This window comes from Rickettsia sp. Oklahoma-10 (assembly GCF_039954865.1).
Classification (GTDB): domain Bacteria; phylum Pseudomonadota; class Alphaproteobacteria; order Rickettsiales; family Rickettsiaceae; genus Rickettsia; species Rickettsia oklahomensis.
Genome location: NZ_CP157197.1, coordinates 368,397 through 392,803, shown reverse-complemented (window position 1 = coordinate 392,803; position 24,407 = coordinate 368,397). Strand labels below are relative to the sequence as shown.

Sequence of the window (24,407 nt, the reverse complement as noted above, 5' to 3'; positions counted from 1 at the left end):
AGACCTGCTCCATGTCAAGCCGTATAAAATTTATAATTGAAAGAAATTTTTATTATGCTAGATGCCTTTATTTAAAATTGCTGCATGTACTACTGTTTCTTTTTTCTTAGTGTTTAGCTACCCCTGGCCTATACTATAGGCTCTACATTCTCTATGATTAAAAAACAATTTGTTTAATATTTATGTAATTCTTGCAAAAGCTCACTAGTATTTTCTATTGTTTTTCTCCAATGAGTATATTTCTGATTAACAAGGATAAACGATACACACACTGCAGTGATACTTTATCGAAAATTATCTTCTTCTAATCCCAATTGCTTCATTAATTTATCTGTTTCATCTATTAAATCTACACATAAAAGAGTAGAAGCTTCATTTAATGTTTTTAAATATTCCTATGACTTACTTCTACCTTTACAACTTTCTTATCAGCAATTATATTATTGTTAGCAGCATAAAGATTTAAAAATAAACCCTAAAATTATATATTTTTTAAAAGTCTTCTTAATTCAAATACCTAATTATAGGATAAATAGCTATTCAGTACAAAATAATTAATATCCAAAGAGAAAGGAGACTTCTCTCTTAGATATAAATCTTTCAAGTTGAGCAATTTTGTATGAATATAATATAAATATATTCAGCTTTATTGCTACCACCTTTCAATCAATAGCAAATTACCTATAGTAATTTTATTGGCATTTTTAAAAATATTTCTTACATGCTTTAAAATAAGAATAACCTGTAATGATTGTTAAAAAGGCAGCAATCCACAAAATTATTTCCCCTACTATATCTAAATAAACAATTCCTGAACCTTTTGAACCTAGTATTAATATAGACAAAGCAAACATTTGTAAAAACGTTTTTACCTTAGCGAGTCGCGACACAGGTAAACTAACCTTTACTAGAGCTAAGAACTCTCGAAGACCGCTAACTAAAAATTCTCGTGCTAAAATTAATAAACAAGGTATCTCATCTACATTATCTTTCTTTAGTAGCATTATAATAACACAACCTACTAATAATTTATCTGCTATAGGGTCGAACATCTTACCAAAACTTGTAACTAAATTATATTTCCTTGCAATATAACCATCAAAAAAATCTGTAATACTAGCTAAAACAAATAATAATGCCCCAAATGTACGTGCAAGTGAATTATTTATATAAAATACCAGTATAATAACAGGAATTACCATTATTCGAGCAACAGTTAGATAATTAGGTAAATTTTTATCTATTCTCATTAATTAAATTTATTAATATAATATTGTTGGATTATAGATAGAATATTATTCCAAGACCAATATATTAAAAGCCCCACAGGAAAACTACTAAACATTACTAAAAAAATTAACGGCATAAATTTCATTACTTGTGCCTGCACGGGATCAGCAGGTGCAGGACTCATTCTTTGTTGTAAGAACATAGTAATAGCCATTAAAATAGGCCATGCTCCAATCATTAAAAATGATGGCGGTGAAAATGGTAATAAACCGAATAAATTAAAAATAGTAGTAGGGTCAGGTACAGATAAGTCTTGAATCCAACCGTAAAACGGTGCTTGCCGCATTTCAATAGTTACATACAATACTTTATATATAGAGAAAAATACAGGTATTTGCACAAGTATGGGCAAACAACCCGCTACCGGATTTACTTTTTCTTTTTTATATAAAGTCATAATTTCTTGATTTAAACGCGCTTTATCATCACCGTATAAATTTTTTATCCTATCTATTTCCGGCTGCAAATTTTTCATTTTTTTCATCGAACGATAAGATTTATTCGCTAAAGTAAACATTAGCAGTTTAATTATAACCGTAACGATTAATATACTAATCCCGAAATTACCAACATAACCATAGAAAAAATTCATGGCATAGAAGACTGGTTTAGTAATTACATAAAACCAACCGAAATCAATAGCCCTATCGAATAACTTAATATCATATTGTTTTTCATATTTATCTAGTAAGTCTACTTTTTTTGCTCCAGCAAACATTCTGTTTGTAATGGAAAAATTTTCACCAGGCTTTATTATTTGTACCGGTGAAATAAAATCTACTTGATATCTTTCAACACCCTGCTTAAGAGCATAATTAAAATTTGAGCTGTAATGACTTGCTTTATCTGGAATTAAGGCAGATAACCAATATTTATCAGTAATTCCTATCCAATCAACTTTACTTGCTGCAAACTTTTCTCTTCTCTTATCTTTAATATCATCATACGAATATTCCTTAAGATTTTCGTTTATACAACCTATAGGTCCTTGATGTAATATATTCACCGCTTTCTCTACAGCAACATATTTACGGTTTATTAAACCGTAAGATTGCACAGGAAGTGCTTTATTACTATTATTAACTATGGTTTGCTCTATAGTAAATAAATAGTTTTTATCTATAGTAATAGTAACTAAAAATTTAATTCCGTCTTCATTAACCCAAAATAAATTAACTGGTTTTTCAGGACTTAATATTTCACTATCGCTATTCCATATAGTATCGTTATTAGGAAGTTTTACACTAGATAAATTACTAACTAAGCCAATTTCGGCAAAATAAGCATTCTCTGTATTAGCAGCTGAAAATAACCTTACTTCAGAACTATTTTTAGATAAATCTTGTTTATATTTTTTTAATATTAAATCGTCGAATCTAAGGCCTTTTAATGAAATAGAACCAGAAAGTGATTCAGATTCTATTTTAATACGCTGTACTTGATTTTCATCTTGCACAAAAATATCAGATGTAGGTTCCACTAAAGCTTTTAACTTTTGTTTCTTTAAATTTTCTGCTTTCTGCACTGTTATTTGCTGTTGTTGTTTTTTGTATTCAGGTTTTAAAACCAAATATTGCCAACCGAAAATTATACTTAAAGACATTATAATAGCGGCTATTAAATTAATTATATTATTATTCATTCCTAGGTCTTAAAATTTCATATTTTTAAAGCTTAAAGTTAAAGCATTTATAGAAAATAATCAAGTAGTATATACCTACTTTTGAAATAAGTTTAAATGAAAGTCAACTTCCACCTTGGATGCAAATTTAATTTATTTTTCTATTTTTACTAATATTCATTTACTCGGATATACTATACTACTCCTCCCCTCTGAAATATTTTTAATTTAAATTCAGGTAGTATAGAAATCAAATGTTCAGAAATACTATCTTGTATATTTTCATAACCTACTAAATTTACTTCTTTAACGAAGATATATATTTCTATAGGTAACCCGTTAATCGTAGGTTCAAGCTGTCTTACTAAAAACGTAAACCCTGCGGTATATACTGCCGGATTATTTCTTAGATATTCCTGAACGTATAATTTGAATAGCTTAATATTAGTTAAATCTTTTTCTTCTTTATCAAGAGTGATTTGACTGATTATATCCTTTGATATATAAGGAGATTTTTTTAATTCTTTTAAAAGAGTAGCATCACAGAAGTTAATAGTTGCCATATTAATATTAAATACTCTCTTTACCCTTCTTGCGCCTGATTCACTAATTCCTTTATAATTAGTGACGTTAGAATTTAAAATACTATAAGTAGGAATTGTAGAAATAGACTGATCAAAATTCCTAATTTTCACTACAGAAATAGTAATTTTTTCAACTATTCCTTCAATTTCGCCGATACGTACCCAGTCTCCAATATTAATAATTTCTTGAGTAGTTAGTTGCAAGCTTGCAAGTAATCCTAAAACGGTATCTTTAAAAACAAATGTTAAAAGAGCTGCAGCTGCACCTAAACTTGTTAGAAATGTACTAAGTGAAATATTTAATATGTAGGAAATAGTTATCATAGCTGCAATAACCATGATAATGATTTTTAATATTTGAAAATATAAGCTAAGCGGCACATTTTTTGTAATGGTTTTGATCCTATTGTGATACAGATCTGCAAACGCATCTATAAGCGTTAATAATAACATAGTCATGGATATACTAGTATATAAGATTACTATAGTATCTTTAATTCTAAGTAACACATGGGCTTTAAAAGAAGTAGTATGGAAAATATTTTTCCAACAGACAAAATAAAATGCTAATAAAGTGTGTAATAAATAACGAAATATAGGATATTTTTTTAGTGTCCTTTCATAATCATCATAATAATTTCTAGTTAAATAATTGTTTACAGGAACAAAAATTAATCTTTTAATTAGAAATATCACCGGTATAAGAGATACTAACATAATAAACAATAATACTAACTCCATATTTGAGGTATAATATAGATCTATTAAATATTGCATACTTTCCTATTATTATTATTATTGATAAAATATAAATCTTTTTTATTATTACTAAAAATTTTATTTTATCAATAATTCTAATTCAAAAAAATAGATTTTTTGTATAATAAATAATAAGGAAAAACTTGAAGGAAACACAGAACGCAGCACTGCAAGCATATATTAAGACATACGTGAGAATACAAGTACCGGTAACGTACAAATTATCCTCAGAAGCAAGTTATACAAAACATCTAATTACTTATTTACTATGATATTTCCAAATATTAATCCTGTTATTTTTTCTATAGGGCCATTTGCTATATCTTGGTATTCCCTTTCATATGTAATAGGAATTTTACTAGGCTGGTTTTATGCAAACAAAATTATAGAAAAATTTAAGCCTCAAATTACCAAAAAAAATCTAGAAGATTTCATTACTTATGCTGTTATAGGTATAATAGTTGGAGGTAGAATAGGATTTGTTTTATTATATAACCCTTCTAGATATTTTGCAAATCCAATAGATATCTTAAAAACTTATGAAGGTGGAATGTCTTTCCATGGCGGAGCTTTAGGAGTAATTATTACTGCTTATTTGTTTTGTCGAAAATATAAAGTTAATTTTTTAAGTCTTACAGATATAATAGCACCGGTAGTACCTATCGGATTATTTTTAGGTAGAATCGCTAATTTTATTAACGGTGAACTATATGGACGTATTACAAATTCTTCTTTTGGTATAATTTTCCCAAATAGTGATCTGAGTCTACGTCACCCTAGTCAATTATATGAAGCTTTTTTTGAAGGTTTAGTATTATTTTGTATCTTAGCATATGTAACATTTAAGCACAAAACTCTTGAACAACGTGCTTTAAACTCAGGACTATTTCTAACATTTTATGCTCTTTGCCGAATAACTATTGAAATATTTAGAGAACCCGATGTGCAGATTGGGTTTATTTTAGATATCTTAACTATGGGACAGATTTTATCAATACCAATGCTAATCTTAGGAAGTTATTTAATATGTCGATCGACTTCAAGATAAGACAATTAATTGATCAAAACGGTTATATTACTTGCGATGTTCTCATACAAGAAATATTACATTCACATCCTGCTTCATATTATAGACAAACAAAATCTTTGGCTAGCGAAGGTGACTTTATTACTGCTCCTGAAGTTTCACAGCTATTTGGTGAAATTATCGGCTTATGGTGTATTAAAGAGTGGCAAAGAATTGGTTGTCCCAAAAGTCTTAGTTTAGTTGAGCTTGGACCTGGTCGAGGCCTATTAATGCGTGATTTACTACGTACCGCAAAATTAGTACCAGAATTTTATAAAGCTTTATCAATTACACTAATAGAAATTAATCAAAATTTTATTGCTCATCAAAAGTCTAATTTACAAGATATTAATTTACCGATTAAACACTTATCATTTATAAAAGATATACCAAAAAAACCTACCATAATAGTAGCTAATGAATTCTTTGATTCTATGCCGATAAAGCAATATATTAAAATCAAGGAATTATGGTATGAAAGAATATTTGTGGTACAGCCAGGAGACGGAAGAATTAAATACGATAAAATAAGCGTTAATAAGCAATTACAAGAATATCTGCTGCGAACTCATATTGAAGCAAAAGACGGAGCAATACTTGAAGAATCTTATAAATCGATAGAAATTATAAAATTTATAGCTAAACATCTACAAAAACTAAGCGGCAGCTGCTTAATAATAGATTACGGCTATGATATAGCTTTGAGTAGTAGAACTAGCTATCAATATAATCCAACATTACAAGCGGTTAAAAATCACAAATATTGTTCCATCCTTGAGAATTGTGGAGAGGCCGATTTATCTGCACATGTAGATTTTTATACATTAAAAATGGTAGCTAAAAATAGCAAAATAAATGTAATAGATACACTCTTGCAACGTGATTTTTTAATAGAAAACGGAATCTTATTACGTAGCAAAACATTGCAAGATAAGCTTAACGATGAGCAAGCACAAATAATAGAAAAGCAGGTAGAAAGACTAATATCGCCAAAACAAATGGGAGAATTATTTAAAGTCCTACAAATAATGCATTAGTATTGATCTCTCTATAGAAAGTCTCACAATTTAGTTCTTTATCTATATTAGTAGGAGTGTTAGAAGTATTTTCTCTTGAAGATATCTCTCCTAATAATATTTTATCCTAGTCTTATGCATTAAAATTTTCAACTACAGCATTAATAATTGCATTTTCAGATTTTCTATCACCAAATTTCATCTCTTATTCAGTTAATTTATTCTCTTTTGACATATAACTCCCTTTTTCATCAAATATTATTTGAAATACTCATACCTGTAGTTTATATGCAGATTCCTTCTTAATCTATATTAGAAGTAGTAGAATTTGTCAACAAATTAACAGAATTTAATATTTCTTTTCCAATACGTTTAGCTTAATCCTTAAAATTGGTATACGTCACTCTATATCTTTACTATCCTCAAATTTATAAATAGATTATTGGTTTTATAATCCTGCCTGTATTTAAACACTTAGTATTAGGATTGAGATTTTGTTTATGTCAAAATTTATCTAATCTTGCCCTATCATTCATGTATTTCTACTTTTTCTCTTTTAAACTTACCCTCTTCCATTAAGATTGGTTTTTGCTTCCCAATTGATGTCATCGTCAACCAATTTATATTTTTTATCCATTATATTGTGAAATCTTTTTGCAACATTAATATTTGAATTTATAATATAACCGATTATTACTCATCCTTGAGCTCTACTATCTAAAACGCTTTCTCTAAGCATATTTCAACAGGAATTGTAATAACGTCAGAGCTTTTCCTACATTTTATATTGCATCCAATCTACCTTGATTAGGCATTATCGTATCAATTAACATATTCAGTGCTTTATCTTTATTAACCTTTTTTATCATACAGGCTGACATATTGGCAATAAAAGCTTCTTCGTTTTCTATTTGTAGATTATAGTATTTCTAATAGCAAATAGATGCGTATTTTACCATAAGCGCCGATAAACTAGCCACATCACATCAGTTAACTCGCTAGAGCCTATTAATCTTAATATGTTCAGCTGTAGTACTAGGAGAGTTTTCTAAATTTTTATGGTAGAAACTTCTCGTTCCATTTTAGTATTGGCTAAATTTTTTGTTGTTCCAACAGAATGCATCCCAGGATTTACTAGGCTGACTTATTGGTATAATCTTTTACTATAAAGTAAAATATATTTGATTAGCTATAATTTTTTTAAATATGTATTTAAACGTTAAAAATAAGCCCTCTTGAATAACTTTTTGTATTAAAGAGACATTTCCAATGTAATCAAAACTATATAAGAATTTAAACTATCATCTAGTACAAAGTACCTCTAAAAATAGAGTTTATGTCTGAGCAAGCACAAATATATAGAAAAGCAATTAGAAAGACAATATCACAAAACAAATCGGAGAATTTCATAAATTTATTATTGATATTATAAATGATAATCTAGGTAATATAGGTGATTTTTTTGAAATTAGTGAAATAATTGAATTAATCAATTAAATCAAGTCTTATAACAAAAAATATTAAAAAAGGGACGAATAGTTCTTAATAATTTATACCACAAATAGCAAATTACATAAATATATTTGCTATCCTCAATTATCTAGGTTCTGCGTCTTTCTTGATTAGCACTGGACAACTTAAGTCACTTTCTTTACACTTCAGCATAACTTCAAATTCTTTGATACGCTCTCCAATTTTTCCTGTAAAACACGTAAGCAGTATCATTAGGTATACAGAGCCAACCTAAACTCCAGAATTCACATTTAGCTTTCAATACTTAATACATAAGTTTTGAGGTTTTTTAAGCAAATGACTTTGTTCTTATTCATCTGAAATACGTTTTAACATTCCTTGGTATATTTAATTTAGTTTCTTATCAACTTTCTTATATTCTTTACCAACACAATAATCTTCATGTTACCTTGTGTTAGGGCACTATTACAATCAACGGCAAAAATGCAAGATATAGAAGTAAGTAATAGCCTAACAGCAAATAATTGTTTTTTCATTATTTTTAGAAAAAATTAAGAATTACACGCTATTATGTTCTGCAATTAAACTTTTTATTTTACCGATAGCTTTAGCAGGGTTTAAACTTTTAGGACAGGTTTTAGTGCAGTTCATAATCGTATGGCAACGATAAAGCTTGAACGGATCTTCTAAAGCTTCAAGACGTTCACCGGTATGATCATCCCGCGAATCGGCAATCCACCTATAAGCCTGTAACAAAATCGCAGGGCCTAAATATTTATCACTGTTCCACCAATAGCTAGGACAGGAAGTAGAACAGCATGCACATAATATGCACTCATATAAACCATCAAGATTTTCTCGGTCCTTAATTGACTGTAACCTTTCAGAGTTTGAAGGAGCAGGGTTATTATTTTTAAGCCAAGGTTCTATCGATTCATATTGTGCGTAAAAATGTGACATATCAGGTACTAAGTCTTTCACTACTTTCATATGAGGCAGCGGATAGATTTTGATATCGCCCGATATATCTTCTATTGGTTTTATGCATGCTAAAGTATTTGTGCCGTCAATATTCATTGCACAACTACCACAAATTCCTTCTCGACAAGAACGTCTAAATGTTAGAGTCGAATCGATTTCATTTTTGATTTTAATTAAAGCATCTAAAACCATTGGGCCGGTTTTACTTAAATCTATCTCAAAGCTATCGATAGTAGGATTCTTATCAAGGTCAGGATTATATCTATAAATCTTTATTTTACAAGGTTTTAGCATTTCCTCATTTTCTTTATACTCTCTACCTTTTTCTACTACTGAATTTGGCGGTAATCTTAACGCTGCCATTTAAGTACTCTCTTTTTTAGCTGTAGTTGTTTTTGCTTTTTCAGGTGATTTGTCTTTATCTAGTTTGATAGCATATGAATCATTAAAAGGAAATTTATTTTCCTCTTCTGAATCTAAAGCTCGACCACTAAGTAAATTTTTAATTTGCTGACCAGATAATGTCTCATATTCAATTAAAGCATTAGCTAGCGTATGAAGCTGATCTATATGCTTTGTTAAAATATCTTTTGCAAATTCATATCCTTGCATAATAATTCTTTTAACTTCAGTATCAATTAACTCTGCAGTAGCTTCTGACGTTTCATGATTAGGTTGTCTACCATACATATCATCACTGCTTGAACCATGAAATATCGGTCCTATTAAATCACTTAAACCTGCTTTTGTAACCATTGCTCTTGCAATATTGGTTGCACCTTTTATATCAGATGCAGCTCCTGAGGTAACTTTATTTCTACCGAAAACGATTTCCTCCGCTACTCTTCCTGCCATATAAACTGCTATAGATGATTCCATTTGTTCACGATTCTGAGAATATTCATCAGTTTCAGGAAGTCTTTGCACCATCCCAAGAGCATTACCACGCGGTATAATCGTAGCTTTATGAATAGGTGATGCTGCAGGACAATAAAGCCCAACTAATGCATGTCCTCCTTCATGATACGCAGTCAACCTTTTTTCCTTCTCTGACATTGCAATAGAGCGACGTACCACTCCCATTAGCACCTTATCTTTTGCCTCTTCCATATCGTGCATATCTACTTCTTTCTTACCAAGCCTTGCAGCAATAAGAGCAGCTTCATTAACTAAATTAGCAAGTTCAGCACCAGAAAAACCTGGGGTACCACGAGCAATAATTCGTGCTAGTACTGTACTATTATATTTAATCTTCTTTAAATGTACTTTTAGGATTTGCTCTCGACCGTTTATATCGGGATTTGCAACAGCAATTTGACGATCAAATCTACCGGGCCGTAGTAAGGCACGATCAAGAACATCAGGGCGATTCGTAGCTGCAATGATCACGACACCCTCATTTGCTTCAAAGCCATCCATTTCAACTAACATTTGGTTTAATGTTTGCTCACGCTCGTCATTACCGCCACCCATACCGATACCTCTATGACGACCTACAGCATCAATCTCATCGATAAAGATAATACATGGAGCATTGCGTTTACCTTGCTCGAACATATCACGCACACGACTTGCACCAACACCTACAAACATTTCGACAAAATCAGAACCGGATATGCTAAAAAACGGGACATTGGCTTCGCCTGCAATTGCTTTAGCAAGAAGTGTTTTTCCTGTTCCTGGAGGACCAATAAGCAAACAGCCTTTCGGTATTTTACCGCCAAGCTTTTGGAACTTATTTGGATCTCTTAAAAAATCTACTATTTCAGTTAATTCTTCTTTTGCTTCATCGATACCTGCCACATCTTTAAAGGTAATTTTGGGTCCTTTATCTGATAACAATCTAGCTTTAGATTTTCCAAACCCCATGACTTTGCCACCGCCATGCATTTGACGCATAAAAAAAATCCAAACACCTATCAACAAAAGCATAGGAAACCAAGAAATTAAGAAACCTAAAAAGGTATTCATTCTTGTTTCAAGAGGCACGACTTCAATATTAACGTCATTACTAGTAAGACGATTTACTAAATCAGGATAATCAGGAGCATAAGTGCTAAAAGTAGAGCCATCATTTGAAGTGCCTTCAATTACTCTACCTTGAATTTTTACCGAATTAACAGTCTTTTCATCAACTCGTGTTAAAAAATCCGAGAAAGTTATATTATTTCTTCCACCAAGTAAACCATCGGTTTGGAAAACATTAAAAAGTAATATTACAAAAATGAAAAGTGCTGCCCAAGCTAAAATACTTCTACCTTGATTATTCATCGATATAAAACCTAACAAAATATATAAAATGCATCAGTATAAGATTATAAAATCTTTAATACTAATCTCAGCAAAAATGTGTAAAACGAGATACAAAATTTGGAGCAAAAGAGACTCCAAAACCCCTCATGTCGTTATCATAATATGATATATGTGGTATTGCTATAACTTTTTCAAGTATTTTAACGATAGGTAAGGTAAATAAAATTGCATTGTGGTTTTTGCAGGATAAACTTTTTAAAGGTTCTAAATCTAATTGTTTCTTTATCGTTTTATAATCTTCTAACGATAAATGAGTTACAAAACAATTTGGTGTTTCTTGATTTTTTGTAATACAAAATCTACTATCCCAAATAACCGACTTATCTAGTAGTATTTTACTCTCAGGTAATTTTCTACCAAATTCCCTGTATATAAGCAACTGGTTTTGTATACGCTTAATTACACAACCATGAAGTGTTTTCTTAAAGTTTACCTCTTGAGTAATTAGCTCCAAAATATGGGATACTGAATAAAAACGTGCTACTCTAAATTTTCCGCTAATCATTAGCAGTAAAAAATTAATTAGTTGTACTTTTACCTCATTTGAAAACTTATCAAATTTTACTAAATCAAGAAAAGCAAAACCATATTTAAACATCTTGACCGCTTCAGCTATTGCTGATATTAACTCCGGTTTAAATTTATCATCCAGTAGATTATTAATTTTAAGTTGTTGCAAGATTATATCGGCTTTAATATAACCTTCTTCTTTAGCTAATTTTTGTCTAATAAGATTCCGCTTATATTTAGCTGATAAATTCGATTCGTCTTCAAACCATTTTATATTATGGCTGACTAAATATTTTACTAATTCACTTTTTGGAATATTATATAGAGGCCTAATAATTTGTGTATTATTATGCCAATTTATATTGCTGCTACTAAGACCAAATATACTACTATTGCGTTCTAACCTCAAACAAAAATTTTCTATGTAATCATCCTCATGGTGAGCAGTTAGAAGCACTAATATATCAAGTTCCAAGCATAGATTTGTCATTAAATCATATCGTCCTTCTCTTGCTCTTTCTTGTAAATTAGAAAAATTATTTTGATGATCAAAAGATAAATTATAATGTTTGCGATTTAGACTATTACTGATATTTTGAATATAATAAGTCTCTTGCTTTGACTGTGCCCGTAAATTATGATCAACCGATATAACAAATAATTCTACATTATTTTTTTCTGCCCAAATATTAGTAAGATAAAGAAGTGCTACCGAATCACTTCCACCGGAGACTGCAACTGCTATTTTAGATAAACCAAAATTACCTATTAGATTATTGATATTATACTCAAATTTTTCATATATACTCGCCTTACTTGAAAAATTGGGAACAATGTCTTTGCAAGCCCTTGGATGCTGAACGTTTATTATACGCTCTGCTCCTTGGCTTATAGGCTCCTTGTTCTTTTCCAAGTTAAACTTCATATCCCAACTCTTCATTTCACAGGAATACATAGCATCATTTTAAAAGCTTAATACAGGCAAATTGTTTGAGTTAAGTCTACGCTCATGTACTATTTGCACTGCTTTCGCAGACTTACTCTTAAATTCATCCTATCTGAAACAACATAGATTTAGCTGTAGCATAGTTGAAAAATATCTAGTATTATTATACAGTAATGTATGCTGTTATAACTTGTTTTTCTGTGAGAAAATTTACAACAGTAAATTGACAAAACAAGGAAGAATAAAAATATAATTATTTTACTGGATTATCATAATCCTTTCAGTTGCTTAGCTTATGAAAATTTTTGTATCTATAAAACTAGAGGATAAAGAAAGATTTTATGCTGATTCAGCTAATGTTTCTGAAATTTCAGTCTTTTGTTCACGTAAATAATCTTGTGCCTCTGATTCTGATCTTGCAACAATAACCGTAACTATAGAATTAAGTTCTGCATGGAGTCTTATTTCAACCGTATAAACTCCGATAGATTTAATTTTTTTATCAAGGACAATATTTGAATGAATAATATTATAAGATACATTTTCAGATAATTTATCAGCTATTTCCTTATTAGTAACTGAACCGAAAAGTTTACCATCATCTGATGTTTGACGGATAAAAACTAATTTTTGATCTTTAATAAGCGCATTGATTTTTTCTACTTCTTCTCTTATTTGCTTATCTTTTGCTTCAAATTCGTGCTTTTGTTTAACTATTAATTCTTTATTAGTCTCAGTAGCTCTAATAGCTAATTTTTGCGGTAAAAGATAATTACGACCAAATCCGTCTGCTACTTTGAGTATATCGCCAATTTTACCTAATTTTCTTACGGGTTTTATTAATATAATTTCCATGTATTATGCCTTTATTTAGCTTGAAATACAAAAGGTAATAACGCTAAAATTCTCGCAATTTTAATAGCATTATTTAACTTTCTTTGTTTTTTTGCACAAACATTTGTGATCCTGCTTGGTAACATTCTACCGCCTTCAGAAACAAACTTTATTAAAAGTTCAGGATTTTTATAATCAATAATAGGTGCATTAGGCACAGAAAGAGGACATCCTTTACGTCTTCTAAAAAATACTTTTTTATTAGTTTTATCTCCCATTTTGCTTATAGCTGTTTCACTAGCATTATTACTTTTTAACATTCTTTAACCTTAATCCTGACAAATTTAATTATTAGCTGTTACATCAATTACCAGAGTATTCTCTGTACTCTGATTTTTTAATATCGGCGAAGGTTCACTACTAATTGAATCTGCTTTAATTGTAAGAAATCTAATGATATTTTCATTAAGCTTCATTTTTCTTTCTATTTCTTCTTTTACATTCCTAGTAATGTCTAAACCTAAAAAATAATAATGTCCTTTTTTACTATTACCGATTTTATAAGCTAAAGTTCTTAACCCCCAATATTCTTTTTTTATGATAGTGCCATTATTATCTTTAATAATTTTAGCAAAATCATCAACAATTTTATCTATATCGTTTAATGACACATCTTGTCGTATAATAAAAACTGATTCATAAAAGCTCATGATATATAAGGATCTCCAAACAAACTAAAATAAACTTTATAGCAACTAAAACTATTAAATTCAAGTATTATCTTTAAAAATAATCATTTCTTTTTCTTTGTTACAATTAAAGTATGCTGCTATAAACCCTAATAAATTAGAAAATATATTATAAAAGTTTTAATTATTTTAAATATTAATTGAGATTAATTCAGTTTTTGATCAGCTATTACCTAGAGGTTTTAATTATAGAAGAAAAAATAAAAAATGTTTTAGCAACTTTATATAATTAAGGTAGAGTTTCAACTCTAAAAAAAGCATTAACTTATTTTTTAACCTCTTGTTATCAAGATTATTAGTTTAGAATTACAGGAAAATCCTTTAATAACAAAAAATAGAGTTTATTCAGATACAAATTAGTTTTACAAGACAACATTATTGAATTTAAGAATATAAAGAAAAACGTATATTTAAAGACGCACATTTGTATAGATCCTACTGAGTTTAAAATTTTACTACTTGTTGTTCAGTTTCCAAATTAAGTATTTTTTGTGTCAAGAGAAATAAAAATATTTTATGAGCAAGTGAAAAGGTATTTAATGAACGTCTTAATAGATATTTATAAAAGACTTTAGGAAAAGACATATTTACTTATTAAAACCGTTTGGTTTACCGGTTATTGTTTAAGCAAGGATAGCGACCAGAATTTTGTAGCTAAAATTTTCTTTGTATTTATATATTAAATATGTTATAATACTTACATGTACTAATTGAAGTACCAATTGTATATTTTAAACTAAAAACCGTAAATTTTATGTTAAGTAAACTAAATAAACCTGCTTTATTTTCTTTAATATTTTATCCTATTTTGATTATATCTCTTATAGTTAAATATTCATTTGATTATGGAATAGGATTAGCTGAAGTTATTCTTATAATTGCTAGCTATTATGTTAATAATATTACCGTTGGAATCGGTTTACATAGGCTATGGTCTCATAATTCTTATAAAATAAATAAATATGCTGAGTTTATTTTAGTTATGCTGTCTGCAGGAACATTACAAGGACCGGCTTTATCTTGGGCATCAAATCATTATAAACATCACGCTTTTACAGATAAAGATCAAGACCCGCATACTCCTTTAAAATTTGACAATAAATTCTTAGGTTTTATGTGGTCTCATATAGGGTGGATGTTAGTTGGAAGCGGTAGCTATAAATCTATTGATCGCATTACTTGGGCTAAGCATGGGAAGAACAATTTATTAAAATGGCAGCTAAAATATTATTGGCAAATAGCAGCCTTTATGAATATTGTTGTACCTTTATTTATCGGTTATTTAGTTAACGGCACTATGCAATCAGCATATGCAGGATTTTTATTTATGGGACTCGGTAGATTCCTGCAACAGCAAGCAACATTCTGCGTCAATTCTTTATGCCATTTTGCTGGTAGTAAAAAATATTATAAAGGCACTGCTGGAGACATTTGGTGGATGGCATTATTCTTACTCGGTGAAAATTGGCACAATTACCATCATGCTTTTCCTTCAGATTATCGTAACGGTGCAAAATGGTATCATTTTGATGTTCACAAATGGATAATATTTTTAATGAGTAAAGTCGGGTTAGCTTCAGAACTCGAACTTACCACAAAAGTGCGGATACAGGCAAAAATGCAAGAAACTTTAAGATATCTTAGCGAAAAACAAAAGCAAAAATTGAGCCTAATGCAAACTAAAGTAGATCAGCTTCTAGAAAATTTATGCTTTAAAATTAAGGAACTTGAAGAATCATCTATTACAATTAAAGAACAATTTAAAAAATCTTTTGTAGAAATACAAGAATCGCTTAAAAATTTAGCGGAGCAAATAAGTTCTGCAACACAAGTAACAGAAAAATCTTCAGAAAGATTACTAAAAATAGTTAATAAAAAAATTATTGATGCTGAACAATCTATTTATAAGCTGTATAATCAATTAAATACCTTAAAGGTATCTAGTTAATTTCAATTTGAATGATAAAAATTTTAGGTATAGAATCAAGTTGTGATGATACAGCTGCTGCTATAATCACCGAAAATCGAGAAATCTTGTCTAATATAATCATTTCACAAAATACAGAACATGCAGTTTTTGGAGGGGTAGTACCTGAGATTGCTGCACGTTCTCATTTATCAAATCTAGATAAAGCATTAAAAAGTGCCTTAAAAGAAAGTAATACTAAATTAACGGATATTAGTGCAATTGCCGCAACTTCCGGTCCCGGTTTAATCGGCGGTGTTATGGTGGGTTCAATGTTTGCAAGATCACTAAGCAGCGCTTTAAAAAAACCCTTTATTGCAATTAATCATTTAGAAGGTCATGCCTTAACCGCAAGATTAACCAATAATATCCCTTATCCTTATTTACTCTTACTAGCTTCAGGTGGGCATTGCCAATTTGTAGCAATCTTAGGACTCAGAAAATATAAAATACTAGGATCTACTATAGATGATGCCATAGGCGAAGCCTTTGACAAGGTAGCCAAAATGTTAAATTTAGCTTTTCCCGGAGGACCTGAAATTGAGAAAAGAGCAAAATTTGGTAATTCTCATAAATATAAATTTCCAAAACCTATAATTAACAGCGGTAATTGCAATATGTCCTTTTCAGGACTTAAAACTGCCGTACATACTTTAATAATGAGCCTAAAGGAAATTAATGATACTGTAGTTAATGATATAGCAGCAAGTTTTCAGTTCACAATAGGAGAAATTCTCAGTAGTAAGGTACAGGATGCTGTTAGAGCATATGAACAAATGATAAATAATTGTGATAAGAAAAATATAGTAATTGCCGGCGGTGTGGCTGCTAATAAATATTTACAAAAAATATTAAGTAATTGTGCTCAAACATATGGTTATCAGCTTATTTATCCACCTATCCACTTATGCACCGATAATGCTGCAATGATTGCATACGCAGGACTTGAGCGTTACAATAATAAGTTATTTACTTCTTTGAATTTCTGTCCAAAAGCTAGGTGGAGCTTGGAAGAAATATAGTTAAACTCAACCCCATTTTATGACAGACTTGAGGAGCGAAGTCAATATAGGCACGTCAACAAATAACGTTACAGCATTCAAATTAGTTTACTATATAATTTTTAATATTGACACTTCTTAATTTGTAGTATAATATGTAATTACCATGTTTCATGGCAATTATCTATAAAAAAGGTAAGTTTATGAGTACTAATAATTATGAAAACATATATAAAGCATTTAATTGTTTTTCAGAAGCAACAAATTCTGCCTATTCAGCTGTAAATAATTTTTTAGAATTACCTAATGTATTTCATAAATATTCTACTGTTATTTCTTTAATTCTTTCTAAAACAGCAAAATTAGACTCTAATATGACCAATATAATTAAAAATGGTTTTATTATATATGAGATATCAACAACCTTAATAGGTGCCGTAAATACTGTTTATAATGATAAAAAACTAGTTGATAAAATATTAAAAGACGGACAAAATGCTATTAATAAACTTATAGAAACAACAAGCTACTTATCGCCAATAGTTAAAGATATTACAAACTCTTACTTAGTTGATCCGTATAAAGAAGAAAAAACACTATTATTTGATTTACAAATTCCTAACTCTACTGATACTGGTGATTATAAATTATCAGGAGAATTAATAAATTTAGCTGAGATTGAAAGTTGTTAACCCTATATTTTTTAAATATAAACCTAGCTGAAGTTCTAAAGACATTATCTGCATGGATTAAAACACAATCAAAATATTATACCGTGGGCTTGATCACGGTATTTAACAAAACAACTCAAAGTACTAATAATTTTAGTACTCTTTAGGACTTAATTCACAAGACTTATCCTTAGCTCTTCTTTTTCTCTACTTATTTTAACCGTTTTACCACTACTTATTTCACCTGCTAAAATCAGCTTAGCTAAATTATTTTGTATTTCTCGCTGGATAAGGCGTTTTAATGGTCTAGCTCCAAAACTTGGATCATAGCCTTTTGTAGCTAAATAATTTAAGGCAGATTCATCAAATTCAATAGTAATATTTTGTGCTAGTAAAATTTTCTTCAAGCTTTCAAGTTGAATCTTAACAATATCGTGAATATTGTTACGATTTAGGCGATGAAATAATATAATCTCATCTAGCCTATTTAAAAACTCAGGTTTAAATACTGCTCTAACATACTCCATAACCTTATTCTTAACTTTATAACTATCTTCACCTTCTTTTTGGTTAACAAGTATTTCTGCACCTAAATTAGATGTTAAAACTATAATAGTATTTTTAAAATCAACTGTTATACCTTGACTATCGGTTAATCTTCCCTCATCAAGTATTTGCAGCATAATATTAAAAATATCATGATGTGCTTTTTCCACTTCATCAAATAATATTACCTGATAAGGACGGCGTCTTACTGCTTCTGTTAGTGCGCCACCCTGATCATATCCGATATAGCCTGGAGGAGCTCCTATCAGACGAGAAATAGTATGCTTCTCCATATATTCCGACATATCTATACGCAGTATTGCATTACGATCATCAAAAAGAAAATTAGCTAATGCTTTGGTAAGCTCTGTTTTACCGACACCAGTCGGTCCTAAGAATAAGAACGAACCAAGCGGACGGTTAATATCCTGAATACCTGCACGTGATCTTCTAACTGCATCACTAACACCTTTAATCGCTTCATCCTGGCCTATAACCGATTCTCGTAATTTCTGCTCCATTACAAGCAAACGCTCACGCTCACTTGACAGCATAGTATCAATTGGGATTCCGGTAATACGAGAGATAATACTTGCTATATCACTTTCCAATACAATTTCTTTTAACAACCCTTTATTATCCATACTTTCGGCTTCCTGAATTTTTTTCATAATCTCAGGTATAATTCCGTATTTTAATTCACTAGCTTTAGCAAGATTAGCATCACGCTCAGCACGCTCTAGATCAATTCTTGCTCGTTCTAACTCTTCCTTAAGTTTTTGGGCTTGCTGTAATTTAGACTTTTCCGCCTGCCATTTAGCATTCATATCATATGATTTAGATTCCAACTTTTCGAGTTCTTCTGTTAAATGGGTAATTTTCTTTTTAGAATGCTCGTCATTTTCCTTTTTAAGTGCTGCAAGCTCAATTTTTATCTGAATAATACGACGATCTAATTCATCAAGCTCTTCAGGTTTACTTGACAATTCTATTTTCATACGGCTACAAGCCTCATCGATCAAATCAATAGCTTTATCAGGTAAATAACGATCAGTAATATAACGATTTGAAAGCGTAGCTGCTGCAACTATTGCACTGTCGGAAATTTGCACAGCATGATGTAATTCATATTTTTCTTTAATGCCTCTAAGTATTGATATAGTATCCTCAACAGTCGGCTCACTCACATAAACAGGCTGAAAACGGCGGGCAAGTGCGGCATCCTTCTCAATATATTTACAATATTCATCTAAAGTAGTAGCACCAATGCAGTGTAGCTCACCACGAGCAAGCATCGGCTTTAGTAAATTCGAGGCATCCATAGCACCGTCGGTTTTACCGGTACCGACTAATAGATGCAATTCATCGATAAATAAAATAATCTCACCACTTGATTCTTTGATTTCACTAAGTACTGCTTTAAGACGCTCCTCAAATTCGCCTCGATATTTAGCTCCTGCTATTAATGCTCCCATATCAAGCTCAATAATACAGCAGTTCATAAGTGATTCAGGTACATCTTTGCTAAAAATTCTTTGAGCTAAACCTTCAATTATAGCAGTTTTACCAACTCCAGGCTCACCAATCAATACAGGATTATTTTTCATGCGGCGTGATAGTACCTGCACAGTTCTTCTTATTTCTTCATCACGCCCAATTATTGGATCAAGCATACACCTTTCTGCCAACTCTGTTATGTCTCTACCGTATTTTTTTAGAGCATTATAGCTATTCTCTGCTGACTCAGTATCAGCTCTTTTACCTTTACGAAGCTGCAAAATGCTAGCTGCTACTTTTTTACTACCAACTCCATTATTCACTAAAATTTTACCGGCTATAGTATTATCATAAGTTAATGCTTCAAGTACACGCTCTATGGTTACAAAACTATCACTACTATCTTTAGCAAGGCTACTCGCTTTTTCTAAAACTTTAAGAGCTTCAGCAGAAGAATAAACTTGTCCTCCGCCTGCAACTTGTACTTGCGGTATTTTATTTAGCTCTGCTTTGACTTGAGAGTGTATTATATTTAAATCACCACCGATATTATTAATAATACTCCTGATAATGCCTGTTTCCTCACTTAAAAGACTAGATAATAAATGCAAAGGTAATATTTGTTGATGATCGTTTTTAGCAGCAAGCGATTGGCTACTAACTATCACTGATTTAGCATGTGCAGTAAATTTATCAATGTTCATATAAATAATATTTTTAATAGTTAATTTTCATATAATTATATGAAATTAAAATAACAAGGGGTGAAATAATTATAAAATATTACCTTATGACAGTATCACCTCTAAACCAAAATTCAGAATTCGGTGAACCTTTAAGAGCTAATAGAGAAGAGGTCAATAAGGCAATTAAAGATGGTAATTTTACTTAGGCATTGCAAAACTCGAAATTTTATATAAAGACAAAACCGGTATAAAGCTCATCAAAATTGAAAGAAAAGACGGATACTATATTAATATATGATGGTCGAAAGAATTCTAACAAATCATGGGTTTTATACACTGAATCTTTTGAAATATAATATTTAACCATCAGAGGAGTAATCAACATAGCAGATGGTAAAAATAAATCTGAGCTTGTGCTAAAATTAAATAAAGAAACTGTAAAATTTATTAAAAGTTTTAATGCCTTGAATATGAAAAAATCTCAAGAAAATCTCTCAAAGAAGATAAAAACAGAAATTGACGGTGTAGCAAATTACTAAGTGAAAACAGTGCTAAAGATGCCCATAAGAAACTAAATATCACTAAGGATTTTCAAAATTTTAACAATCAGCATTATTAATATAATTAACACTTGCTAAAATTACCGATAAGCAAGGAAAATATAATACGGTAAGTAGTTGAAGCAGAATGAGCTTCAAAAGGGAACAGACAAGCAAAAACAATAATATCAAAACTGAATAGATAAAAAATGGTTACCAAAATGCTAGTTTGAGAAAGAAAACTAGTCAATAAATAGGCCGATGTAATTCAAAACATTAAGCATCTTATCACAACACAATTACAGCAAGTCGCCGGTATGAAGAATGCTTTTGAAAAAATTACTGCAATAACTGACAAAGATGGTAAAGAATTACATAATTCAAAACATGAAGGCGCACTTACATCCCTTTCGTATAATAAGGGTTCTAGGCAAGAAACTACCAATTTAAATGAAAAATAGGTAAAATACTCCATACAAATACGTTAAATTCAGAACCTATCAATACATCTGGAGATTATTAAAACTATGAAAACATGGGAAAACATTAATTCGTCTTTCTAATTTAGCAAGAGGTGCAAATAATTTGATATTAAAGATGCTATTGAAACAAGAGCAGAAAATTCACATGAAGAACTTACAACATCATATTAGCCTAGATGAAGTTTGAAACGGCTTTCTGGAATTAATAAACCTGTAAAAATACAAAAACATTGATAGAGAAATCATTATTAGAATTGCACGATAAATAGACATTAAGAAATGCTATAAAATTAAGAGAAGATGTTGAAAAAACTTATATACCCTTTAGGTTATTTTTTGATAAAGAAAATATTAACTAAATTTAATTTTCTAACAGCAAAAACAAGTAATACTTGGCTCAACAAAAAGAAGCAATACTAACAATGTGTAAGTGGTAAGGATAGAACAGGTTTTTCTATACATAATCAGATAGTATGGGTGGTAGCAAATGAGTTAAATATATCAACATATAGAGAGCTAGATAAGCAATTGCTTAAAAACAGTCATACTGTCAAAACGCTGATAGCGCAACTATTGGGTATTATGGCACAAAAAACGAAAATAAAACAGGTATTCCAAAAAGTAGAAAAATACCTTGATGCTACAATGGAGGTAACAGCTAAAACAAATAAAATTGCAGAAAAAAGTATGGATAGAAAGTTTGATATGAAGCAAGTCATCCTCAAGAATCTGTCACAATATGCAGTGATAGGCAAGTTGTTAAACCAATAACTGAATCAGTGTCATGACTTAAATCCTTCGATAACACCAACGGTTAAATGCAATTGTAACAGGCAGGATTAAAGGAATAGGACAAGCTACTACTCTAGAATCACAAAATAAGGGGCTTGCAGTAGTTGCTAAATTTTTCAGTAATTACGATGCTGCTAAAGAAATGGAAGAAAAATACGGCATAAAAACTAAATGTTGGAATGTATAATTTTACAGATTTGTAGAAAAATTGTAATGATGTGATTAATATTAATCTTAATTCTTATTTTGTCTAGTAGTGTGATAGAGCAGATGCAAAACCAAGATTATGGTCGTATAGTAAATATCAGTTCAATTAATTCTCAAGCAGGGCAAGATTGAGCAAACTAATTATTGTGCTGCTAAGGCTACCATTATTGTTTTCACTAAAGTCTTAGCATGTGAATCTACTTCTCACCTTTAACTGCCTCCATATTGCAACAGAAATGGTATGAGTAGTACATGAAGACGTGCTTAAAAGTGTTAATCCTCCCAAAACTATGTACACCGTAAGAAATAGCTAGAGCTATAGCATTTTTAGTTGAGACTATTTCCATCAACAACGGTTATAATATGATTTAAAAAATTAGCTAATATAGATTAGAATATATATAGAACAAATATTATATTAAAGCACTCTGTGTATATAAAGAAGTATTTAATAAAGAACTAGCTGCACTGCACACAAACAATACCATTACTATGAAAAGGGTATTATTTATGCTTGCCAAGCAGACGCTACTAATGATCCAAGAGATAAATAAGATTTACATTATAAAGCAGGTAAATTAAAGAAAGCTGCGAGTGTACTTTACATGTAAAGAGTAATACAAACTTGCCGAGAGAATGAGACAACAGTTCAGGAAATTCAAAAGCAACTAGACAAAAAACATTACTTGAATTACACAGTTAAAATTGTCAGATAAATTTTTTAAAGATTGCTTCGTTTAAAAAAGTATTCCTTAATTTTAAATATTGTTAAAGTTTTTGTAAAACTTCTATTAGAAGAAGAAAATAAACCGAACCCTGAACTTGTATTTGACACTACATTTTGATATAAATGTTTGCATTCTAGAAATGATGTTGAAATAGCAGTTGTGAATTACTAAATTAAATAATATTACCAACATGTACCACATTCTTGATCATGTTCCTGCTATTTATTTATAAGTAGGACATAGAATAATAGAGTGTGAGCATTTGGCAATGCAATTAATTAAGTCCGGTAAATTACAAATAGCTACCAATGATTGCTGCAATTTTGCAAGATTTATCAATTCCGCTCTTAATATAAGCTTAATAGTTAGTAAAGAACAACTAGCAAACCTGCATTTAATCTATGAAACTACCAAGCTTTTTGAGAGTTTATACAGACACTCCGCTTCAGGTCAGAAAATAAAATCAATTTTTGACAATTTAAAAAAGTAAATACACAAGCTACAGACTGTTAAGCAAGAAGTATCAAAATTATTGACACGTATTTTTGTCCAATCTGCTCATCCAATCGTAATAAGGTGGCTTCTTCTTAATAAGACAGAAGTATTTCTTACCTACTCGCACAAATCGGCTATATAATTGATATGGTTAACTGGCAACTGGTAGGAGCAGCAGTATGCAAAATACTAACGGCAAGGATGTAGCTATTTTTGTTTAATGCAGCGGTAATCCTTTTGCTAAAAACAACAAAGGTTATCTGACTTACGGCAACAGCCTTACTGCAGCAGTAAAACTCAAGCTTATCCCAGCTCAAGAACTTTTAAAAATATGCAAACTAATTTATCACCGGCAGCTGACGTATATAAAAATAAAAACCCTAAAATTGAAGGAGCAATAGCTTGATTAAACCCTTAGCAAGAGTACCTAAGCAAGCCGTAAAATGGGGATATTTAAATACCAAAGAAACTAAGCAAAACCTTTAAAAAAATATTATTAATGAGGTGATACCTTCTTTAATTACTAACTATAATGTCGTTACCGGTAAAGATTATAAACGTGATTTTAAAAAGCCAAAAAGTAATTTCTTTACTAAAATTAATATTTTTAATAACAAGAAATTAGTAATAAAACCGGTCAGAGAATTATAAGCTA

17 protein-coding genes and 2 pseudogenes are annotated in these 24,407 nt (G+C 30.3%); 8 read left to right on the top strand and 11 right to left on the bottom strand.

Annotated elements, in window-relative coordinates:
- Window positions 1-120: 120 nt before the first annotated feature.
- The 4 genes and pseudogenes from AAGW17_RS01785 to AAGW17_RS01770 all read right to left on the bottom strand — a co-directional run.
- Window positions 121-509 (bottom strand): annotated as a pseudogene (locus AAGW17_RS01785) (carbonic anhydrase); the annotation flags it as partial.
- 195 nt (window positions 510-704) lie between these two features.
- A complete protein-coding gene (gene pgsA, locus AAGW17_RS01780) occupies window positions 705-1,250 on the bottom strand; it encodes a CDP-diacylglycerol--glycerol-3-phosphate 3-phosphatidyltransferase (RefSeq protein WP_347939224.1) in 546 nt (181 codons plus the stop codon).
- Complete coding sequence (gene yidC, locus AAGW17_RS01775; protein WP_347939223.1) at window positions 1,250-2,932, bottom strand: membrane protein insertase YidC; 1,683 nt, start codon at window positions 2,930-2,932, stop codon at window positions 1,250-1,252. The genes pgsA and yidC overlap by 1 nt, the downstream gene beginning before the upstream one ends.
- A gap of 173 nt (window positions 2,933-3,105) precedes the next feature.
- Window positions 3,106-4,272: a mechanosensitive ion channel domain-containing protein gene (locus AAGW17_RS01770; protein ID WP_347939222.1), complete on the bottom strand. Its 1,167-nt coding sequence runs from the start codon at window positions 4,270-4,272 to the stop codon at window positions 3,106-3,108.
- Window positions 4,273-4,522: 250 nt separating this feature from the next.
- Between AAGW17_RS01770 and lgt the strand changes: the two genes are divergently transcribed.
- Window positions 4,523-5,302, top strand: coding sequence for a prolipoprotein diacylglyceryl transferase (gene lgt, locus AAGW17_RS01765; protein WP_347939221.1), 780 nt, complete (start codon window positions 4,523-4,525; stop codon window positions 5,300-5,302).
- Window positions 5,281-6,357, top strand: a complete 1,077-nt coding sequence (locus AAGW17_RS01760) for a class I SAM-dependent methyltransferase (RefSeq protein WP_347939220.1) — start codon at window positions 5,281-5,283, stop codon at window positions 6,355-6,357. Before lgt ends, AAGW17_RS01760 begins: the two co-directional genes overlap by 22 nt.
- A 2,010-nt stretch (window positions 6,358-8,367) precedes the next feature.
- On the opposite strand, the gene AAGW17_RS01755 is transcribed toward AAGW17_RS01760, so the two are convergent.
- The 6 genes from AAGW17_RS01755 to rpsF all read right to left on the bottom strand — a co-directional run bounded on the left by AAGW17_RS01755 (window position 8,368) and on the right by rpsF (window position 14,103).
- The gene (locus AAGW17_RS01755; protein ID WP_347939219.1) at window positions 8,368-9,153 is read right to left on the bottom strand and encodes a succinate dehydrogenase iron-sulfur subunit; all 786 of its coding nucleotides are present in this window, start codon (window positions 9,151-9,153) and stop codon (window positions 8,368-8,370) included.
- The gene (gene ftsH, locus AAGW17_RS01750) at window positions 9,154-11,061 is read right to left on the bottom strand and encodes an ATP-dependent zinc metalloprotease FtsH (RefSeq protein ID WP_347939218.1); all 1,908 of its coding nucleotides are present in this window, start codon (window positions 11,059-11,061) and stop codon (window positions 9,154-9,156) included. It lies immediately after the preceding gene.
- Window positions 11,062-11,128: 67 nt separating this feature from the next.
- Window positions 11,129-12,538, bottom strand: coding sequence for a tRNA lysidine(34) synthetase TilS (tilS, locus tag AAGW17_RS01745; RefSeq protein ID WP_410528111.1), 1,410 nt, complete (start codon window positions 12,536-12,538; stop codon window positions 11,129-11,131).
- Between the two features lie 360 nt (window positions 12,539-12,898).
- Window positions 12,899-13,414, bottom strand: coding sequence for a 50S ribosomal protein L9 (gene rplI, locus AAGW17_RS01740; RefSeq protein ID WP_347939215.1), 516 nt, complete (start codon window positions 13,412-13,414; stop codon window positions 12,899-12,901).
- Between the two features lie 11 nt (window positions 13,415-13,425).
- Window positions 13,426-13,713, bottom strand: a complete 288-nt coding sequence (rpsR, locus tag AAGW17_RS01735; RefSeq protein ID WP_347939214.1) for a 30S ribosomal protein S18 — start codon at window positions 13,711-13,713, stop codon at window positions 13,426-13,428.
- A 24-nt stretch (window positions 13,714-13,737) separates the two neighbouring features.
- Window positions 13,738-14,103 (bottom strand): 30S ribosomal protein S6, encoded by a 366-nt coding sequence (rpsF, locus tag AAGW17_RS01730; protein ID WP_347939213.1) that lies wholly within the window; start codon window positions 14,101-14,103, stop codon window positions 13,738-13,740.
- Window positions 14,104-14,896: 793 nt separating this feature from the next.
- Between rpsF and AAGW17_RS01725 the strand changes: the two genes are divergently transcribed.
- From AAGW17_RS01725 to AAGW17_RS01715, 3 genes are all read left to right on the top strand, one after another.
- Window positions 14,897-16,090 carry an acyl-CoA desaturase gene (locus AAGW17_RS01725; RefSeq protein WP_347939212.1) on the top strand — a complete coding sequence of 398 codons (1,194 nt, stop codon included), beginning with the start codon at window positions 14,897-14,899 and terminating at the stop codon, window positions 16,088-16,090.
- Window positions 16,091-16,101: 11 nt separating this feature from the next.
- The gene (gene tsaD / locus AAGW17_RS01720; protein WP_347939211.1) at window positions 16,102-17,130 is read left to right on the top strand and encodes a tRNA (adenosine(37)-N6)-threonylcarbamoyltransferase complex transferase subunit TsaD; all 1,029 of its coding nucleotides are present in this window, start codon (window positions 16,102-16,104) and stop codon (window positions 17,128-17,130) included.
- Window positions 17,131-17,312: 182 nt separating this feature from the next.
- On the top strand, window positions 17,313-17,801 hold the full coding sequence (locus tag AAGW17_RS01715; protein WP_347939210.1) for a DUF5424 family protein: 489 nt from the start codon (window positions 17,313-17,315) through the stop codon (window positions 17,799-17,801).
- Between the two features lie 149 nt (window positions 17,802-17,950).
- On the opposite strand, the gene clpB is transcribed toward AAGW17_RS01715, so the two are convergent.
- Complete coding sequence (gene clpB, locus AAGW17_RS01710; protein WP_347939209.1) at window positions 17,951-20,527, bottom strand: ATP-dependent chaperone ClpB; 2,577 nt, start codon at window positions 20,525-20,527, stop codon at window positions 17,951-17,953.
- Window positions 20,528-21,365: 838 nt separating this feature from the next.
- On the opposite strand from clpB, the gene AAGW17_RS01705 reads away from it, so the two are divergent.
- The 3 genes and pseudogenes from AAGW17_RS01705 to AAGW17_RS01695 all read left to right on the top strand — a co-directional run bounded on the left by AAGW17_RS01705 (window position 21,366) and on the right by AAGW17_RS01695 (window position 24,403).
- Complete coding sequence (locus tag AAGW17_RS01705; protein ID WP_347939208.1) at window positions 21,366-21,509, top strand: hypothetical protein; 144 nt, start codon at window positions 21,366-21,368, stop codon at window positions 21,507-21,509.
- 498 nt (window positions 21,510-22,007) lie between these two features.
- Window positions 22,008-22,301, top strand: a complete 294-nt coding sequence (locus AAGW17_RS01700; protein ID WP_347939207.1) for a hypothetical protein — start codon at window positions 22,008-22,010, stop codon at window positions 22,299-22,301.
- 1,137 nt (window positions 22,302-23,438) lie between these two features.
- A pseudogene (locus AAGW17_RS01695) lies at window positions 23,439-24,403 on the top strand (DUF2748 family protein).
- Window positions 24,404-24,407: the final 4 nt, after the last annotated feature.

Coding starts and splice junctions, on each gene's coding strand:
- pgsA (WP_347939224.1), bottom strand. CDS start 1,250: ATGAGAATAGATAAAAATTTACCTAATTATCTAACTGTTGCTCGAATA.
- yidC (WP_347939223.1), bottom strand. CDS start 2,932: ATGAATAATAATATAATTAATTTAATAGCCGCTATTATAATGTCTTTA.
- AAGW17_RS01770 (WP_347939222.1), bottom strand. CDS start 4,272: ATGCAATATTTAATAGATCTATATTATACCTCAAATATGGAGTTAGTA.
- lgt (WP_347939221.1), top strand. CDS start 4,523: ATGATATTTCCAAATATTAATCCTGTTATTTTTTCTATAGGGCCATTT.
- AAGW17_RS01760 (WP_347939220.1), top strand. CDS start 5,281: ATGTCGATCGACTTCAAGATAAGACAATTAATTGATCAAAACGGTTAT.
- AAGW17_RS01755 (WP_347939219.1), bottom strand. CDS start 9,153: ATGGCAGCGTTAAGATTACCGCCAAATTCAGTAGTAGAAAAAGGTAGA.
- ftsH (WP_347939218.1), bottom strand. CDS start 11,061: ATGAATAATCAAGGTAGAAGTATTTTAGCTTGGGCAGCACTTTTCATT.
- tilS (WP_410528111.1), bottom strand. CDS start 12,538: ATGAAGTTTAACTTGGAAAAGAACAAGGAGCCTATAAGCCAAGGAGCA.
- rplI (WP_347939215.1), bottom strand. CDS start 13,414: ATGGAAATTATATTAATAAAACCCGTAAGAAAATTAGGTAAAATTGGC.
- rpsR (WP_347939214.1), bottom strand. CDS start 13,713: ATGTTAAAAAGTAATAATGCTAGTGAAACAGCTATAAGCAAAATGGGA.
- rpsF (WP_347939213.1), bottom strand. CDS start 14,103: ATGAGCTTTTATGAATCAGTTTTTATTATACGACAAGATGTGTCATTA.
- AAGW17_RS01725 (WP_347939212.1), top strand. CDS start 14,897: ATGTTAAGTAAACTAAATAAACCTGCTTTATTTTCTTTAATATTTTAT.
- tsaD (WP_347939211.1), top strand. CDS start 16,102: ATGATAAAAATTTTAGGTATAGAATCAAGTTGTGATGATACAGCTGCT.
- AAGW17_RS01715 (WP_347939210.1), top strand. CDS start 17,313: ATGAGTACTAATAATTATGAAAACATATATAAAGCATTTAATTGTTTT.
- clpB (WP_347939209.1), bottom strand. CDS start 20,527: ATGAACATTGATAAATTTACTGCACATGCTAAATCAGTGATAGTTAGT.
- AAGW17_RS01705 (WP_347939208.1), top strand. CDS start 21,366: ATGAAGAATGCTTTTGAAAAAATTACTGCAATAACTGACAAAGATGGT.